Consider the following 17,255-nt stretch of genomic DNA (forward strand, 5'->3'; position numbering starts at 1 on the left):
AGCTTAGCCGTGCCAGGCTTGCAGGCAACGTTGGAAAGACGCAATTACCTGGCTGCTCTGCCGATCAGCCAGGCAATACAGGTAAGTCTCCGTGTACACCGGGTCCTGCGCAATGCGGATCATCTTCAGGCGCGGGTCGCCAATGTATTCCGCCTCGGACACCGCGCCGATGCCGATGCCACGGATCACCGCCTCGCGCAGCGCCTCGCGGCTGCCGATTTCCATGGCGATGCGCGGTGTTACCTGCGCCGCTTCCAGCGCATTGTCCAGCGCCAGCCGCGTAGTCGAACCCTGCTCACGGCGTAGCAACGGCTGCCCCTGCAGGGCTTGCAGCGGCACCTGATCGTGGCGGGCAAAAGGGTGATCGGCGCGGGCGAACAGGATCACCGGGTGCCTGGCATAACGTTGTGCGACAAACGCCGGATCATGGTGCAGCCCCGCCAACACACCGATGTCGGTCACATAGCCCTGCAGATCGGCCAGCACTGACGCCGAGTTGCCCACGCGGATGGACACGTCGATCTGGGGGTACGCCTGCCGATAGCGGTCGACCATTTCGATCACATGAAACGGCCCCACTGCACCGATCTTCAGCTCACCACGGTTTAGCTGGCCACTGTCGCGCAGCAGGCTGGTCGCCTCGGCTTCGAGCATCGACATCTGCTGGGCAATGGGCAGCAAGGCGCGGCCAACTGCGGTCAGCTCGATGCGCCGACCGCGGCGGTGAAACAGCTCGACATCAAATTCGCGTTCCAACCCCTGGATCTGGTTGGTCGCGGTCGGCTGGCTGAGGCCGATGGCCCTGGCCCCGGCGCTGAAGCTGGCGTGCCGGGCCACGGCAAGGAAAGTGCGCAGGCGAGCGGTAGACATCCATAGATCCTTTGAATGGTTGGCTGGCCAAACGCATATTGAATTGATGCTGTGACTGTCACATGACAGCCCTAGCTTTGGCGTTACCGACAACAACCACTCCGGTATTGCCATGACACCCTTCCCGAAACTGTTGCGCTGTGCCCGCCTCGCCCTGCTGCCACTGCTGCTCGCCCCCGCCGTGCAGGCACAGCAGGTGCTGACCGTCGGCCTGATCCCGTCGGAAGACTCCCAGGCCATGATCAAGAGCAGCCAGCAGGTGCTCGACCAGTTGCAAGCGCGCCTGGGCATGCCGGTCAAGCCATTCGTCGCTACTGACTACAACGGTGTGATCGAAGCCCTGCGCGCCGGCAAGCTGGACGTGGCCTATCTCGGCCCGTTTTCCTACGTACTGGCCAACCAGATCGCCGGTGCCGAAGCGTTTGCCGTGGCGGTGACCAAAAAGACTGCCGGCAGCGCCTACCACAGCCTGATCATCGCCCGTCAGGACAGCGGCATTCGAACGCTCGACGACCTCAAGGGCCACACCTTCGCCTTCGTCGACCCCAGCTCGGCCTCCGGCCATCTGTTCCCCAAGGCCGGCCTCGAGCACGCTGGCCATGACCCGAAAACCCTGTTCTCACGGGTGATCTTCTCCGGCTCGCACGATGCCAGCATTCTTGCCGTGGCAAACCGCAAGGTTGATGCAGCGGCCGTGGCCGACCGTATCCTGGCCGGGGCTGTGAACAACGGACAGGTTCAGCAACAGGACTTCCAGGTGGTGTGGACCTCCCCGGACATTCCCGAATCACCGATGGTCTGGCGCAACAACCTCGACCCCGAACTGCAGGCCAGGCTGCGCACCGCGTTTGCCGGGATCAAGGACGTGCCATGGGGCGATCAGGGCATGCTCAATGGCTTCCAGCCGACCACCGACGCGGCCTACAACGTGGTTCGTGACACCGCCAAAGTGCTCGACCTCGACCTGCGGAGCCTGAAATGATCCGTATCCGCCAGCTGACCAAGGGCTACGCCGACAACCCGGTACTGCGCGGCATCGACCTGGATGTTCAGGCCGGTGAATTCGTGGTGATCCTCGGCCAGTCCGGCGCCGGCAAGTCGACCCTGCTGCGCTGCATGAACCGGCTGGCCCAGGCCGACACCGGCGAGTTGCAGGTGGCCGGGGTAAACGCCATGCGTGCAGCCGACCAACGCGCACTGCGCCGGCAGGTAGCGATGATCTTCCAGCATCACAACGTGGTCGCGCGGCTGTCGGTGCTGAAGAACGTGCTGACCGGCCGTCTCGGCCACTGCAGCACCCTTGCCTCGCTGCTACAGCTGTTTCGCCGCGACGACGTGGCCCTGGCGCGTGATTGCCTGCGCCGGGTCGAGCTGGAGCACAAGGCCGGGTCGCGCACCGATGCGCTGTCTGGCGGGCAGATGCAGCGGGTGGGTATCGCCCGTGCGCTGGCCCAGCGACCACAGGTGATCCTGGCCGACGAACCGGTGGCCAGCCTCGACCCGAACACCGCGCATGTGGTCATGCAGTACCTGCGCGAAGCCAGCCGCACCCTCGGCATCACCGTGGTGTGCAACCTGCACCAGGTGGAACTGGCGCGGGCATTCGCCGATCGCATCGTCGGCCTGGCCAACGGGCGCCTGGTGTTCGACGGCCCACCCGGTCAGCTCGACGAAGCCGCGCTGCAGCGCATCTATCACACCCCCTCTGCCAATGAGCCCGGGCAGGCAATGGCTGCACCACGGCCAATGCTGGCCACTGGCACAGGAGCCTCGGCATGAACCCGCAGAGCCACCAATGGCTGGTCAACACACCCACTCGCGCTCGCAGCTGGCTGGGCGCTGGCGCGCTGTTGCTGGCGATCGTCCTGGTGCTGCAGTGGAGCGCCGAAGGGGCACAGCTGAGATGGGGCGAACTGGCCAACGGGCTGCCACAGATCGGCGACTTCCTTGGCCGCTCGCTACCGCCAGACCTGAGCATAATGCCCAGTCTGTGGCGCCCGGCCCTGGAAACCTTGCAAATCGCGCTATGGGGCACCCTGCTGGGGATCGTTCTCGCCGTGCCGCTGGGCTTTCTGGCCGCGCGCAACCTGCATGGCAACCGCTGGCTGTACCAGGCCACCCGGCAGCTGCTGAACGTGATCCGCAGCATCAACGAGCTGATCCTGGCCTTGGTGTTCGTCTCGGCGGTAGGGCTGGGGCCCTTCCCAGGCGTGCTGGCCCTGGCGCTGCATGGCGTGGGCATGCTCGGCAAGTTCTTTGCCGAAAGCATCGAGGAAATCGACCAGGGGCCCATTGAAGCGCTGCGGGCCACCGGTGCGCGGCCACTGCAGGTGATCGCCTTCGGCGTGCTGCCGCAAGTGATCACCGCCTGGATCGCCGTGGTGCTGTACCGCTTCGAGGTGAACCTGCGTTCGGCCACGGTGCTGGGCATGGTCGGTGCAGGTGGCCTGGGCTTCGAGCTGGTCAGCAGCCTGAAGCTGTTCAAGTACCAGGAAACCGCCACCTGCATCCTGGTAATCACTGTGATGGTGGTGCTTGCCGACCTCATCTCCAACCGCCTGCGGCATGCCATTCAGGGCAACGCCCGCCACTGATTCGCCGCCCATTTAACCCCTTGCCACGTGCGCCCGCTGGGCGCGCGACGGGCAGACCATGCCTGGAGCTCAAGCCCATGCACTTTGTGTCCGTTATCGGCTCAGCCGATAGCACCCTGCAATCAATCGATTGGATCGAAACCCGCCAGCCGACGAGCATGGCTGCACCTTCCAACAACAATAAGGAACTGCCCATGCCTGCCTGCTTCCACAACCCGGTCACCACCGTTTTCGGCGGTGGCAGCCTGGACCAGATCGCCCGACACTGCCCCGGCAAAGTCGCCCTGGTCACCTTCCCCGAGGCCGAACAGCTCGGCCTGGTTGCGCGGGTGCGCAGCCTGCTGGGCGAGCGACTGGTGTGCGTGATCGACAACGTGCAACCCAACCCCGATGTCGCCTGGCTGCGCGGTGTGCATGAAGCGTTCTGGGCACAGCACGGCGACTGCGATACGGTGCTGGCGCTGGGCGGTGGCAGCGCCATCGATACCGCAAAGGCGTTGATCGTCGGTACCGCTTCTGGCCACTTCGATGAACTGCTTGAGCTGCTGGCCAGCGGCAAACCGTTTTCCCCGGCCCGACACAAGACGCTGGTGGCCGCGCCGACTACGGCAGGCACCGGCAGCGAGGTGACGCCATGGGCCACCTTGTGGGACGCGGGCCAGCAGAAGAAGTACTCGCTGCACCTGAGCTGTACCTGGCCCAGCGTGGCGCTTATCGACCCGGAACTGATGCTCAGCGTGCCGGCCGGGGTGACGGTATCCACCGGGCTGGATGCCTTGTCCCACGCGCTGGAATCGATCTGGAACCACAACGCCAATCCGCTCTCCGATACCTTCGCGCTGTCGGCCATCGACGACATTCTCGACTGCCTGCCACGCCTGCAGCAGGACCTGGGCAACCGCGAGCTGCGGGCACGCATGGCGTTGGCTGCACTGAAGGCCGGGCTGGCGTTTTCCAACACCAAGACTGCCCTGGCCCACTCCATTTCCTACGAAATGACCTTGCGCCACGGCCTGCCCCACGGTATCGCCTGCTCGTTCACCCTGCCGCTGGTGCTGGGCCTGGCCTGGGGCCGTGATGCCGGGCGTGACCAGATCCTGCAGAAGGCCTTCGGCCGCGACCTGGCAGCGGCCCAACAGCGCTTGCGAGCATTTCTCCATCAGCTGGGCGTGCGCACCGAATTCGCAGACTACGGCGTGACAGCCGCCGAGGCCCAGGCGATGATCGACGCCGCCATGCAGGGCGCCCGTGGGCGCAATTTCATCGGCGCCCAAGCCGCCTGACATCCCGCGTTTTTCCTGTAGCACCTTTCAAGAGTGCCGACTCGCCGTGCCCCTTGGGCCGGCGCCAGAGAACAAAAGGAAACCGTCATGAACCGTGCACAAACCCTGACTGGCGCGCTGCCCAGCACCATGCCGTTTCGCCTCGCGCAATGGCGCATGCTGCTGGCCGCGATGTTCTGCTACCTGTTCTTCTACACCGGGCGCCAAACTTTCGGTTTCGCCATCCCCGGGATCCAGGCCGAGTTCGGCCTGAGCAAGGAAACCCTCGGCTGGGCCTCCACCGCCATGCTGTGGATGTATGCCATTGGCCAGGCCATCAATGGCAACCTCGCCGACAAGTTCGGCGGCCGGCGCATCATGAGCATCGGCGCCGTGCTGTCGTGCGGCGCCAACTGGGTCACCAGCTTTGCTGGCGGTTTTCTCAGCCTGATCCTGCCGTGGGGCGTCAACGGCTACTTCCAGGCCCTGGGCTGGGCGCCCGGCAGCCGCTTGCTGTCAAACTGGTGGGGCGCTGCCGAGCGCGGCAAGGTTTATGGCTTCTATGTGTTCGCCGCCGGCTGCGCTTCGGTGCTGTCGTACGTCACCTCGGTAGTGGTGATTGATGTACTGCACCTGGAGTGGCGGTGGATCTTCCGCCTGCCGGTGCTGCTGATGCTGGCCGGTGGCATCGTTTTTTACCTGGTTGCCCGGGAACGCCCGCAGGACATGGGCTACCCCGCGCTGGACGACACCGGCGTAGCCAACGCCGAAGACAGCGCCAACGCGGCCACCCAGGGCGGCGAAGAAACCTCGCGCCAGCGTTACCTAGCCGTTCTGAAAAACCCGCGCCTGCTGGTGGCCGCAGTGTCGCTGGGCTTCCAGAACGCTGCGCGCTACGGGCTGATCGTCTGGGTACCGGTGCATTTCCTGGGTGCCAACTGGCAGAAAGGCGACAGTTTCATCGACCCGAAGTGGATCACCATCGCCTTGCCGGTGGGCATGGCCGTGGGCGCGCTGAGCAACGGCTGGGTGTCGGACAAGCTGTTCGGTAGCAAGCGCTACAAGGCAATCATGCTGTACATGGTGTTGGGCGCGCTCACCAGCCTGTGGATGTGGAGCCTGCCGGCACACAGCGCGGTCGGCCTGCTGGCGCTGTTCCTCTGCGGTTTCTTTGTCTATGGCCCTGCATCGAGCTTCTGGGCGTTGTGCCCGGACCTGGTTGGCGCCCGCCGGGCCGGCACCGCCACAGGAATCATGAATTTCGCCTCGTACCTGTTCGCCGGGCTGGCGGAGCCGCTGATCGGACGTATGCTCGATACCACCGGCAATACGTCGCTGATCTTCGTCGTGGTCACCACAGCCTGCGCCTGCAGTGCCCTGGTGGCCCTGTTCGTGCGCCGCTGAGGTTGCCTGCCATGTCGTCCGTGCCATTGCCAGAGAGGTGTCATGTACCAGTACCACAAGTGGTTGCGCTCCTTCCATGCCGTGGCGCGGACCGGCAGTTTCACCCAGGCCGCCGAGCTGCTGAGCATCGGCCAGCCGACTGTCAGCGAGCAGGTCAGCGGCCTGGAAAAACGCTTTTGCGTGGAACTGCTCCACCGCCGCGGGCGCTTCATCGAGCTGAGCCCGGCAGGCCACCAGCTCTACGAAATTACCCAGGGCCTGTTCGGCCAGGAGGACGAAGCGTTGCAACTGCTGCACAGCTTCCAGCAACGCAAGCAAGGCATGCTGCGCATCGGCGCGGTGTCGCCGCCGATCGCCATGAGCCTGACGTACGAGCTGATGCAGCGCTACCCGCAGATCGAACTGGAAACCTCGTTCAGCAGCGAAGCCGGGACACTGGAGCGGCTGTACAACTTCGACATCGACCTGGCCATCCTCGCCCTGTCGGAGTTCGACCAGCGCCTGAACACCCGGCTGTACCGTACCTGCCCGATTCTGGCGGTGGTGCGCGACGACCATCCCTGGGCCGGGCAGACGAGTGTCAGCGTAAAGGACATTGCCGGTCAGCGCGTGGTGCTGCGCGAGGCGGCATCGCGCACCCGCCAGCTTGTGGAGGAAGGCTGCCGTCGGCATGGCGTTTCACTGGACTGCGCGATGCAGTTGAACAGCCGCGAAGCCATTGTGCATGCGGTGGTGCACGGCATCGGCGTGGGCTTTGTCTCGGCGGTGGAGTATGCCGACCGGCCCGGCACGCGTTCTGTCGCTTTTATCGAAGACCCGTTCCACATCAGTTACTACCTGTGCTGCCTGGGCATCCGCCGTAACCGGGCGATCATTGCCGAACTGTTCGACGCGCTCAGCGCGCACTGATGCACCACTGACTACAGCGAGCCTGCCAATGCGTCGGGCGGGCCGCGCTCACCTTGAGTTTTTACCCACTGGAGCTTTGCCATGCACTATCAGCACCCCAAGCAACTGCAGGCCGCCATTCTTGACTGGGCCGGCACCGTGGTGGATTTCGGCTCGTTCGCCCCCACCCAGATCTTCGTCGAGGCCTTTGCCGAGTTCGGCGTGCAGGTCAGCCTGGAGGAAGCCCGCGGGCCCATGGGCATGGGCAAGTGGGACCATATACGCACCCTGTGCGATGTGCCCGCCATTGCTGCGCGCTACCAGGCCGCATTCGGCCATATGCCAAGCGACGATGATGTAACAGCCATCTACGAGCGCTTCATGCCCTTGCAAATCGAGAAGATCGCCGACCATTCGGCGCTGATTCCCGGGGCCCTGGAAGTCATTGCCCAGTTACGCCGGCAAGGGCTGAAAATCGGCTCCTGCTCAGGCTACCCTGCAGTGGTGATGGAAAAGGTGGTGGCCCTGGCCTTGAGCAACGGCTACAGCGCCGACCACGTGGTGGCGACCGATGAGGTACCGAATGGTCGCCCCTACCCCGCGCAGGCACTGGCCAACGTGATTGCCCTGGGGGTCAGCGATGTAGCGGCTTGCGTCAAGGTCGACGACACTTGGCCGGGCATTCTCGAGGGCCGCAGCGCGGGAATGTGGACCGTGGCCCTGACGTGCTCAGGCAACGCTCTCGGGCTGACCTACGAGCAATACAAGGCCCTGCCTGAAGCGGAACTGGAACAGCAACGCCGGCGCATTGGCAGCCTGTTCGAAGGTGCGCGACCGCATTACCTGATCGACACCATCACCGAACTGCCTGGCGTCATCGCCGATATCAATGCCCGCCTGGCGCGTGGAGAAATGCCGCAAGGCTGTTGAACCTGACGGCATGGCCTGGTTTGTCCGCGAACAACGCGTTATCCGTTTCGCGGGCAAACCCGCTTCTGCGCGAAGGGCTGATACACACATACGCCATTGATGAAATGCCCTTGTCAGCATTCAATATGCTGCACTGACAATGGAACCCAATTCATCAACAAGGCCAGCCATGTACTCCTCCGAACGCCTTAAAGGCATCGACGTATTCGTTGCCGTCGCTGATCTGGGCAGCTTCACGGCAGCCGCAGAGCGGCTCAACCTCACCAGCTCGGCCATCAGCAAGAGCGTGGCCCGGCTGGAGGCCCGCCTGGGCGCAAGGCTATTCAACCGCACCACACGCACCTTGTCGCTCAGCGAGGCTGGCGTCATCTTCTACCGTACCTGCACCTCGGTCCTGGCCGACCTGGAAGAGGTCGAGCACGCACTGGTCGCCAGCGACAACGAACCCCATGGCAAGGTCCGGATAGAACTGCCAGCCTCCTACGGCCGCCTGCATGTGCTGCCCTTGATTCTGGACTTCATCCGCCTGCACCCATTGCTGCAACCGCACGTGTCTTTCTCCGACCGTTTTGTCGACCCGGTGCACGAAGGTATCGACATCGTGGTGCGAATCGGTGGCCCGGATGCCTGGCCGGCCGCACTTGGCCACCAGTACTTCGGTGCCCAGCGCCTGATGTTCTGTGCTGCACCCGCCTACCTGGAAAAGCACGGCGTGCCACAAGACGAACGCGACCTGGAATACCACCACTGCGTCGGCTATGGCCATACCGATGGCATGGTCAGCCCCTGGCTGTTCAAGGGCCGCCAACCTGGCGAAATGGAACGACGCAGCGTCCAACCCCGCATCGCGGTGGGGGACGGTGAAGGTGAAGTTGCAGCAGTGCTGGCCGGTCATGGTATCGGCCAGCTACCAACCTGGCTGACCCAGCAACACCTCGATCAAGGGCGGCTGGTCGAAGTGTTGCCCGGGCTGGCCACCGACGGCCTGCCAATGAATCTGGTGTGGCTCAAAAGCCGCGAGGGGCTACCCAAGGTCCGCGCCCTGCTCGACTACCTGCTGCCTCGGCTGGCGCCTCATGGTACCCGGGCCAGCGATGCGCGCTGACGCCCAAGGCCGCCGACCAGCGGCACAAGCCCCAGCGCCACCACGGCCACGCCTGCGGCTACGTAGCCCAGGTATTCGATACCCAGGCCAGGGATGGTCAAGCCACCGAGGACGGCGCCCAGGCCAATGCCCGCATTGGCCGCCGACACATTGGTGCTACCGGCCAAAGCCTGGGCATGTGTCACAGACCCCATCACCCGTACCTGGCTGATGGGGTATAGCGCGGTGTTGGCCACACCCCACACCCCCAGTGCTAGGCAGAACACCAGGCCTGCATGGGCCAGCGGCACGATCGCCGCCATGCCGATGGCCAGCAACATCAGAAACAGCGCCGTCGCCCTGAGCGGTGAACGGTCCACGACCCGTCCACCGATCCAGTTGCCGAGCAAGCCCACTGCGCCAAAGCCCATCAGCCACCAACCGGTATGTGCGGGTGGTACATCCGCGACCCGCTGCAGCAGCTCGGCCAGGTAGCTGTAGCCTGTGAACATCGCGGTGAACACCACCACCGAAAGCAGGACATTGGCGAGGAAATAGCGCTCCTTGAAAATGCGTGCCTGTTGCATGAAGTCGACTTTTGCCGCGCGGGGTACGTGCGGCATCCACACCCACATGGCCAGCGCCATCAGCAATGACAGCGCGGCCAGTATCCAGAATGCGCCACGCCAACCCACGGCATTGGACGCCACGGTGCCCAACGGAATACCCAGCAACATCGCCGCCGAGATGCCCAGGTACACCTTGGAAATGGCTTGCCCTGCTTTATCGGGCCCGGCCAACTGGCCAGCCGTTTCACTGGCCGTGCCCCAGAACACCGGCAACGCCAGTGCCGGGACGACCCGCGCAATGGCCAGCACCCAGAAACTGGTCGAGGCCGCAGCCAATGCATTGGCTGCGGCAAATACCAGCAGAATGGTGATGAATAAACGCTTGCGGTCCAGGTGCGCCAATGCCGCCGTCAAGAACGGGCCGGCAAGCATCACAGTAAAGGCAAACAGCGTGACCAACTGGCCCGCCATCGAAATGGATACCCCAAGGTCCTGGCTGAGCGCGGGCAACAAGCCGACAATCAGGAATTCAGTGGTCACGATCAAAAAGGCCGAAAAGGCAAGCACCGCGACGCTGATTTCAGCAGTACGGCCAGTGGCAGTAGCCCCAAGGCGGGGTTCAAAAGCAGACATCGAAACAGGCTCCAGAAAAGATCCTGCCAGTCTATTGATAAATAAAATTCCTATTTCTGGTTATTTTTCACGAATTAAATGAAGCAAAATCATCAATAGCACTTGAGTGTATACAACTTACAGGGTTCCTGATTACATTATCCCTCGCCTACGACCTCGGTAATCGCCAAGGCGTATTGCAACGGGCTTAAGCCATGTTATCTGCAACCGGTAAGAAAACCCTCCTCGTCAAAAACGCTGCACTTCTGGTCACCATGGACGGCCAACGCCGCGAGATCAAGAACGGCGGGCTGTACATCGAAGACAACCTGATCAAACAAGTCGGCCCCACCGATACCCTGCCACAACAGGCCGACGTCATCCTCGACATGGCCGGCAAAGTGGTCATCCCAGGCCTGGTCAACACCCACCACCACATGTACCAGAGCCTCACCCGCGTGGTGCCGGCAGCCCAGGACGGCGAGCTGTTCAACTGGCTGACCAACCTGTACCCGATCTGGGCACGCCTCACCCCCGAAATGATCGCGGTGTCGACCCAGACCGCCATGGCCGAACTGATCCTGTCGGGCTGCACCACCTCCAGCGACCACCTGTACATCTACCCCAACGGCTGCAAGCTCGACGACAGCATCCACGCCGCCGCCGAGATCGGCATGCGCTTCCACGCCGCGCGCGGCAGCATGAGCGTCGGCCAGAGCCAGGGCGGCCTGCCGCCTGATTCGGTGGTGGAAAAGGAAGCTGACATCCTCAAGGAGTCCCAGCGCCTGATCGAGGATTACCACGATGCCAGCCACGGCTCGATGCGCCGCATCGTGGTAGCGCCGTGCTCGCCCTTCTCGGTCAGCCGCGACCTGATGCGTGAAGCCGCCGTGCTGGCGCGCCAGTACGGGGTGTCGCTGCACACCCACCTGGCCGAGAACGTCAACGACATCGCCTACAGCCGCGAGAAGTTTGGCATGACCCCTGCCGAGTACGCCGAGGACCTCGGCTGGGTCGGCCACGACGTATGGCATGCCCACTGCGTGCAGCTCGACCAGCACGGCATCGAGCTGTTCGCCCGCACCGGCACCGGCGTCGCCCACTGCCCATGCTCGAACATGCGCCTGGCCTCGGGCATTGCCCCGATACGCAAGATGCGCGACCACGGCGTACCGGTCGGCCTTGGGGTCGACGGCTCTGCCTCCAACGACGGCGCCAGCATGATCGGTGAAGTGCGCCAGGCCCTGCTGCTGCAGCGGGTAGGCTTCGGCCCCGACGCCATGACCGCCCGCGAAGCACTGGAAATCGCCACCCTCGGCGGCGCCAAGGTGCTCAACCGCAATGACATCGGCGCCCTTGCCCCGGGCATGGTCGCCGACTTCGTCGCCTTCGACCTCGGCCACGTCGCCTATGCCGGTGGCCACCACGACCCGCTGGCGGCACTGGTGTTCTGCACCCCGACCCAGGTGCACACCAGCGTGATCAACGGCCGCGTCGTGGTGAAGGACGGCCAGCTGGCCACCGTCGACCTGCCACGCGTGCTGGAGCGCCACAACCAGTTGGCACACCAGCTGGTCAGCGGCAACTGATAGACCCGGGCTGCTGCGGCCAAGGCCGGTTGCAGTAGCCCACACCTCCCATTCAAAACTCAACGAATGCGACTGAGACCGTGCTGTTAGACGCATAAAATAACAAAGCGAGCTACTCACCATGACTTCTCCCGCTTCACCTCGTCCGGAAGACGAGAACCTCGGCGTGGGCGCCAACCTGGCCTATGGCCTGCAACATGTACTGACCATGTACGGCGGCATGATCGCCGTACCGCTGATCATCGGCCAGGCCGCAGGCCTCAGCGCTGGCGATGTCGGCCTGCTGATTGCCGCCTCGCTGTTCGCAGGGGGCCTGGCAACATTGCTGCAGACCTTGGGCATTCCCTTCTTCGGTTGCCGCTTGCCGCTGGTGCAGGGGGTTTCCTTTGCCAGCGTCGCCACCATGGTTGCGATCATCGGCAATGACGGCACCGGCGGCATGCAGGTGGTGTTCGGCGCAGTGATCGTGTCGTCACTGGTCGGCCTGCTGATCACCCCGCTGTTCTCACGCATCATCAAGTACTTCCCGCCCTTGGTGACAGGCATCGTCATCACCACCATCGGCCTGACCCTGATGCCGGTTACCGCGCGCTGGGCCATGGGCGGGAACAGCCAGGCCACTGATTTTGGCAGCCCGGCGAACATTGGCCTGGCGGCGTTCACCCTGGCCTCGGTACTGCTGCTGAGCAAGCTGGGCAGTGCCAGCCTGTCGCGCCTGTCGATCCTGCTGGCTATCGTGATCGGCACGCTGGCAGCGATGGCCACCGGCATGGCCGATTTCTCCCAGGCGCTGCAGGGGCCGTGGGTGGCCATGCCCGAGGTTCTGCACTTCGGCGCACCGCAGTTCCAGGTGGCGGCGATCCTGTCGATGCTTATCGTCATCGTGGTGACCATGGTCGAGACTTCGGCAGACATCCTGGCCGTGGGTGAAATCATCGGCACACCGGTCGACTCCAAGCGCCTGGGCAATGGCCTGCGTGCCGACATGATCTCCAGCGCCCTGGCGCCGTTGTTCGGCTCGTTCACGCAAAGTGCCTTTGCGCAGAACGTCGGCCTGGTCGCCGTGACCGGGGTGAAGAGCCGCTACGTGGTGGCCAGCGCCGGCCTGATACTGGTCACGCTGGGGCTGCTGCCGGTGATGGGCAGGCTGGTCGCCGCGGTGCCTACTGCCGTGCTTGGCGGTGCCGGGCTGGTGCTGTTCGGCACGGTCGCGGCCAGCGGCATCCGCACCCTGGCCCAGGTGGACTACCGCAACAACATGAACCTGATCATTGTCGCCACCTCGATCGGCTTTGGCATGATCCCGATTGCGGCGCCGGGCTTCTACCACCACTTCCCGACCTGGTTCGAGACCATTTTCCACTCCGGCATCAGCTCGGCGGCGATCATGGCGATTCTGCTCAACCTGCTGTTCAACCACCTGCGCGCCGGCAACTCCGACCAGCAGTCGGTGTTCGTTGCCGCCAGCGAACGCACCCTGCGCTACCGGGATATCGCCGGGCTGAATGAAGGTGATGTGTTCCGTGATGGCAAGCTGTATGACCGCGATGGCAACGAGGTTCCGATCATGGAGCCTGATGAGGGCCATTTGAAACCGGCCAAGGTGCCTGCTATGCACTGACACCTACTCACCAAGGCTGACGTGCACCCTGTGGGAGCGGCCTTGTGTCGCGATAGGGCCGCAAAGCGGCCCCGGCAATCTATGCCGCGTCGCTGAACTTGTGGGGCTGCTGCGCAGCCCTATCGCGACACAAGGCCGCTCCCACAACAACGGCGACAGACCGCGGGCCCTGGCTTACTGCTGCTGGCGAGTAGCGCACACCACGATTTCGCGGATGCACACGGACTGCGGCTGGCCATAGGCAAAGCCGATGGTCTCGGCAATGGTCTCGGCCGTGAGCACCCCACCCATCTCCTGCTTCCAGTCGTTGTAGCCCGCCTTGATGGCGGCATCGGTCGTGTGGCTGAGCAATTCGGTATCGACTGCACCCGGCTCGATGGTGATCACCCGCACATTGCTCGGTGCCAGCTCTTCTCGCAGGTTTTCCGACAGGCCGGTAACAGCAAACTTGGTGCCGACGTAGGCGACATGGTTGGGGAAGGCCTTGCGCCCGGCCACGGAACTGACGTTGATGATGGTGCCCTGCCTGCGCTCGACCATACCGCTGGCGACCGCATGAATGCCGTTGAGCAGGCCGCGCACGTTCACGTCGAGCATGCGGTCCCACTGCTCCGGGTCCTGGGTGGCGATACTGCCCAGCAGCATCACCCCAGCATTGTTGATGATCGCGTCCACCGGGCCAAACCGTGCTTCGCCCTCGGCGACGGCTGCCAGCACGGCAGCGCGGTCGGTGATATCGACCGCCAGTGCCAGGGTATTGGGCAGCTGCAGTTGCTCCATCGGCGCCAGGCGCCGGGACAGCAGCAACAGGGCGTGGCCACGGCTGGATAGCAGCTTGGCGGTGGCCAGGCCGATACCGGAGCTGGCACCGGTAATGACTACCAAAGGTTTAAGGGTGTTGGTCATGGTCACCATACTGTTATCCGATTTGCCTAGGGGTAAGAAGTAGAGCGAGTATAGAAGCTGGTTTTTCTTGCGAAAAATGGGAAATTCTTTTCGCAGCCATCGGCATCACTTATGGGTAACCCATGGATTATCGTCAGCTTCGCGCCTTCATCGCCGTGTTCGAAGAGCGCAACATTACTGCCGCCGCGCGTTCGATACACCTTAGCCAACCGGCGCTTTCCGGCAGCATCCGGGCACTGGAGCAGGCCTTGGGCACCACGCTGTTCGTGCGCCAGGCCCGCGGCGTCGAGGTGACCGAGGATGCCCGCGCGCTCTACCCCGAAGCGCAGCGCATGGTCGCCGACGCCAATCGCCTGCTCGGCCGCTTCAAGGGTGATCGTGAGCGTGCGCCGTTGCAGATCGGCGTGGAGCAGGATGTGAGTGCGGCGGTACTGGGCAAGGTTGTACTGGCAGCCGCTGCCATGCAGCCCCCGGTGCGCTTGCAACTGGCGACCGGCTGCATGGGCGCGGTGCGCCTGGCCAGCGAAGAACTGCGCTGTGAGGATGAGTTGTTTTTGCCGCTGCACAGCGACCCGTTCGTGCTGGCGATTGCGCAGCAGGCAACCACCGAAGCGCGCTGGATCACCTGCCCGTCACAGCCCAGCCATCAGCGCCTGCAACCTTTCTACAGCGGTATTCTGGTGGCAGAGGCAGACACCTTTACCCTGGCCCTGGAGCTGGTTACGGCGGGGCTAGGTGCCGCGATCGTGCCAGAATCGCTGGCCACCGAGCACCCCGGCGTGCGCATCGAGCCCCTGCCACAGCTTGACCTTCGCCGGCGCATCGGCCTGTGCTACTCGGCCCAGGCGCTGGCGCTTGCTGGCGTTGTCAAGCTACGCGATACGTTGCAGGGTTGAATGGGGTGCGAAGCAGGCCCATGGTCTCAGGTACGCAGCACTTGTTCCCCGGCATTGCTCGGCAAGCGCATGGCATCTGCCAACGCCACGCAGGCAATCAACGCCACGCCAATCAACGCCCAGTGGAAGTCGCTGACTGTCATCTCGCCTTCGCCGCCCCGCACCATCATCGCCACGCGCAACAGCAGTGCCACCACCGCCACACCCAACGCCATCGCCAGCTGGAAGCACATGCTGAACAGCGTCGAAGCCTCGCCCATCTGCTGCTTGGGCACATCGGCAAAACCGACAGCGTTGTACGTGGTGAACTGCATCGAGCGCGAAAGCCCGCCCACGAACAACACCACGGCCATCCAGTACCACGGCATGCCTTGCTGCAAGCCCAGGCAGGCCAGAATGCAACCAACCCCAATCAGCCCGTTGACCAGCAACACGCGGCGGAAACCATAGCGGCGCAGCAACCCGGTGGTAAACGGCTTCATCGCCAGGTTGCCGGCGAAGATCGCCAGCACCAGCAGCCCGGCATCCACTGGCGACAAGCCGAAACCAATCTGCAGCAGCAACGGGATCAGGAACGGCAAGGCGCTGATCGACAGGCGGAACAACGTCCCCCCCACGATGCTGACCCTGAACGTGGGAATAGACAGGGTATCCAGTGGCAATAGCGGCGAAGCATGACGCCGGCAATGGCGGATTGCCAACCAGGTCAGCAAGCCGCCCAGCGACACCAGTCCCAGCCCGGCGCCCAAGCTGCCACCCGCCAGCGAGCCAAGCATTTCCAGACCGACCAGCCACGCTGCACAAGACGATGCCAGGAAAACGAACCCCAGCGTGTCGAAACGGCGTTTTTCATCTGACCGCGCATTAGGAATCAGCACCCAGGCAGCCGCAATGGCCAGCAACCCGAGGGGGATGTTCAGGTAGAAGATCCAGGGCCACGACCAATGCGTGACGATCAGGCCACCGAGTGGCGGGCCCAATACTGGCGCCACCAGGCCGGGCCAGGTGATCACTGCGAGCATGTTCACCAGGTCCTTCTTCTCGGTCGTGCGCAGCACCACCAGCCGGCCCACCGGGACCATCAGGGCGCCGCCAATGCCCTGAAGCACCCGGGCAGCGACGAAGGTTTCCAGGGTCGGGGCCATGCCGCACAGCAACGACGCCACGGTGAACAGGCCGATGGCCCCGGTAAATACCTGTCGCGGTCCGAAGCGGTCGGCCACCCAGCCACTGAGCGGAATGAACACCGCAACTGCCAGCAAGTAGGCACTGATGCCGATGTTCAGGCTGACAGCGCTTTCACCGAAGTCACTGGCCATTTGCGGCAAGGCCGTGGCAATCACGGTGGCGTCGAGGTTTTCCATGAAGAAGGTGATAGCGACCAGCAAGGCGATGCAGGTGGCTTGGCGGGGGGTGTTGGTTGCTGCCAGGCTGGCCAAGGTTACGGGTCCTTTTGGTTGGTAATCAGTCATGGGCCTTGTGCAGCCTTTGTGGGAGCGGGCATGCCCGCGAAGCAGCCACCACGTTGCATGGCACCGGCTTTGCCGGTGTTCGCGGGCTCGCCCGCTCCCACAGAGGTCGGTGTCAGGGCTTAGAGCATGCGCATGGCCGCACGCAATGCGAGCAGGTAAGTCTCGACGCCAAACCCGCAGATCTGCCCGCGCACCACTTCGGCAAATACCGAATGATGTCGGAACGGCTCCCTAGCATGGATGTTGGACATATGTACTTCAACCACCGGCGCTTCGAGAATGGCCAATGCGTCACGAATGCCATAGCTGTAATGGGTCCACGCCCCGGCATTGATCAGCACCGCATCCACCCGGTCCTCAACGGCCTGATGGATACGTTCGCACAGGGCACCTTCGAAGTTGGTCTGGAAGCTCTCGACCATCGCCCCCAGCTCTTCTCCCAGCGCCTTCAAGGCCTGATCAATGTCGGCCAGGGTCGCGGAGCCGTATTGGCGCGGGTCGCGCTTGCCGAACATGTTGTGGTTGATGCCGTGCAGCATCAGGACATTGGCGGCCATG

Annotated in this window: 16 protein-coding genes; 11 read left to right on the forward strand and 5 right to left on the reverse strand. The window is 63.7% G+C overall.

Annotation, left to right across the window (positions count from 1 at the left end):
- Window positions 1-3: 3 nt before the first annotated feature.
- Window positions 4-870, reverse strand: a complete 867-nt coding sequence (locus PP4_RS16390) for a LysR substrate-binding domain-containing protein (protein WP_016500315.1) — start codon at window positions 868-870, stop codon at window positions 4-6.
- A 112-nt stretch (window positions 871-982) separates the two neighbouring features.
- Here PP4_RS16390 and phnD point away from each other — a divergent pair, with 112 nt between their 5' ends.
- The 8 genes from phnD (at window position 983) to PP4_RS16430 (ending at window position 9,053) form a co-directional block, all read left to right on the forward strand.
- Complete coding sequence (gene phnD, locus PP4_RS16395; protein ID WP_016500316.1) at window positions 983-1,852, forward strand: phosphonate ABC transporter substrate-binding protein; 870 nt, start codon at window positions 983-985, stop codon at window positions 1,850-1,852.
- Entirely contained in the window at window positions 1,849-2,649 is an 801-nt protein-coding gene (gene phnC / locus PP4_RS16400; RefSeq protein ID WP_016500317.1) for a phosphonate ABC transporter ATP-binding protein, read from the forward strand. Before phnD ends, phnC begins: the two co-directional genes overlap by 4 nt.
- A complete protein-coding gene (phnE, locus tag PP4_RS16405; RefSeq protein ID WP_016500318.1) occupies window positions 2,646-3,464 on the forward strand; it encodes a phosphonate ABC transporter, permease protein PhnE in 819 nt (272 codons plus the stop codon). Before phnC ends, phnE begins: the two co-directional genes overlap by 4 nt.
- A 194-nt stretch (window positions 3,465-3,658) precedes the next feature.
- Window positions 3,659-4,747: an iron-containing alcohol dehydrogenase PsrA gene (gene psrA / locus PP4_RS16410; protein WP_041168077.1), complete on the forward strand. Its 1,089-nt coding sequence runs from the start codon at window positions 3,659-3,661 to the stop codon at window positions 4,745-4,747.
- Between the two features lie 87 nt (window positions 4,748-4,834).
- Window positions 4,835-6,130, forward strand: coding sequence for an MFS transporter (locus PP4_RS16415; RefSeq protein ID WP_016500320.1), 1,296 nt, complete (start codon window positions 4,835-4,837; stop codon window positions 6,128-6,130).
- A 42-nt stretch (window positions 6,131-6,172) separates the two neighbouring features.
- Window positions 6,173-7,039: a LysR substrate-binding domain-containing protein gene (locus PP4_RS16420; protein ID WP_016500321.1), complete on the forward strand. Its 867-nt coding sequence runs from the start codon at window positions 6,173-6,175 to the stop codon at window positions 7,037-7,039.
- Between the two features lie 81 nt (window positions 7,040-7,120).
- Window positions 7,121-7,948, forward strand: coding sequence for a phosphonoacetaldehyde hydrolase (gene phnX / locus PP4_RS16425; protein WP_016500322.1), 828 nt, complete (start codon window positions 7,121-7,123; stop codon window positions 7,946-7,948).
- 169 nt (window positions 7,949-8,117) lie between these two features.
- Window positions 8,118-9,053 carry a LysR family transcriptional regulator gene (locus PP4_RS16430; protein ID WP_016500323.1) on the forward strand — a complete coding sequence of 312 codons (936 nt, stop codon included), beginning with the start codon at window positions 8,118-8,120 and terminating at the stop codon, window positions 9,051-9,053.
- On the opposite strand, the gene PP4_RS16435 is transcribed toward PP4_RS16430, so the two are convergent.
- Window positions 9,023-10,234, reverse strand: coding sequence for an MFS transporter (locus tag PP4_RS16435; RefSeq protein WP_016500324.1), 1,212 nt, complete (start codon window positions 10,232-10,234; stop codon window positions 9,023-9,025). The two genes, PP4_RS16430 and PP4_RS16435, sit on opposite strands and share 31 nt — an antisense overlap.
- 194 nt (window positions 10,235-10,428) lie before the next feature.
- On the opposite strand from PP4_RS16435, the gene PP4_RS16440 reads away from it, so the two are divergent.
- Window positions 10,429-11,802 (forward strand): 8-oxoguanine deaminase, encoded by a 1,374-nt coding sequence (locus tag PP4_RS16440; protein WP_041167777.1) that lies wholly within the window; start codon window positions 10,429-10,431, stop codon window positions 11,800-11,802.
- A 121-nt stretch (window positions 11,803-11,923) separates the two neighbouring features.
- On the forward strand, window positions 11,924-13,423 hold the full coding sequence (locus PP4_RS16445) for a nucleobase:cation symporter-2 family protein (protein WP_016500326.1): 1,500 nt from the start codon (window positions 11,924-11,926) through the stop codon (window positions 13,421-13,423).
- A gap of 174 nt (window positions 13,424-13,597) precedes the next feature.
- Here PP4_RS16445 and PP4_RS16450 read toward each other — a convergent pair whose 3' ends face one another.
- On the reverse strand, window positions 13,598-14,329 hold the full coding sequence (locus PP4_RS16450) for an SDR family oxidoreductase (RefSeq protein ID WP_041168078.1): 732 nt from the start codon (window positions 14,327-14,329) through the stop codon (window positions 13,598-13,600).
- A 122-nt stretch (window positions 14,330-14,451) separates the two neighbouring features.
- On the opposite strand from PP4_RS16450, the gene PP4_RS16455 reads away from it, so the two are divergent.
- On the forward strand, window positions 14,452-15,225 hold the full coding sequence (locus PP4_RS16455) for a LysR family transcriptional regulator (RefSeq protein WP_016500328.1): 774 nt from the start codon (window positions 14,452-14,454) through the stop codon (window positions 15,223-15,225).
- 26 nt (window positions 15,226-15,251) lie between these two features.
- Here the strand turns inward: PP4_RS16455 and PP4_RS16460 are convergent, their stop codons facing one another.
- A complete protein-coding gene (locus PP4_RS16460; protein ID WP_256610574.1) occupies window positions 15,252-16,697 on the reverse strand; it encodes an MFS transporter in 1,446 nt (481 codons plus the stop codon).
- Between the two features lie 119 nt (window positions 16,698-16,816).
- On the reverse strand, window positions 16,817-17,254 hold the full coding sequence (gene aroQ, locus PP4_RS16465) for a type II 3-dehydroquinate dehydratase (protein WP_016500331.1): 438 nt from the start codon (window positions 17,252-17,254) through the stop codon (window positions 16,817-16,819).
- Window position 17,255 lies beyond the last annotated feature (1 nt).

Origin of the sequence: Pseudomonas putida NBRC 14164, assembly GCF_000412675.1 — a bacterium.
Taxonomy (GTDB): domain Bacteria; phylum Pseudomonadota; class Gammaproteobacteria; order Pseudomonadales; family Pseudomonadaceae; genus Aquipseudomonas; species Aquipseudomonas putida.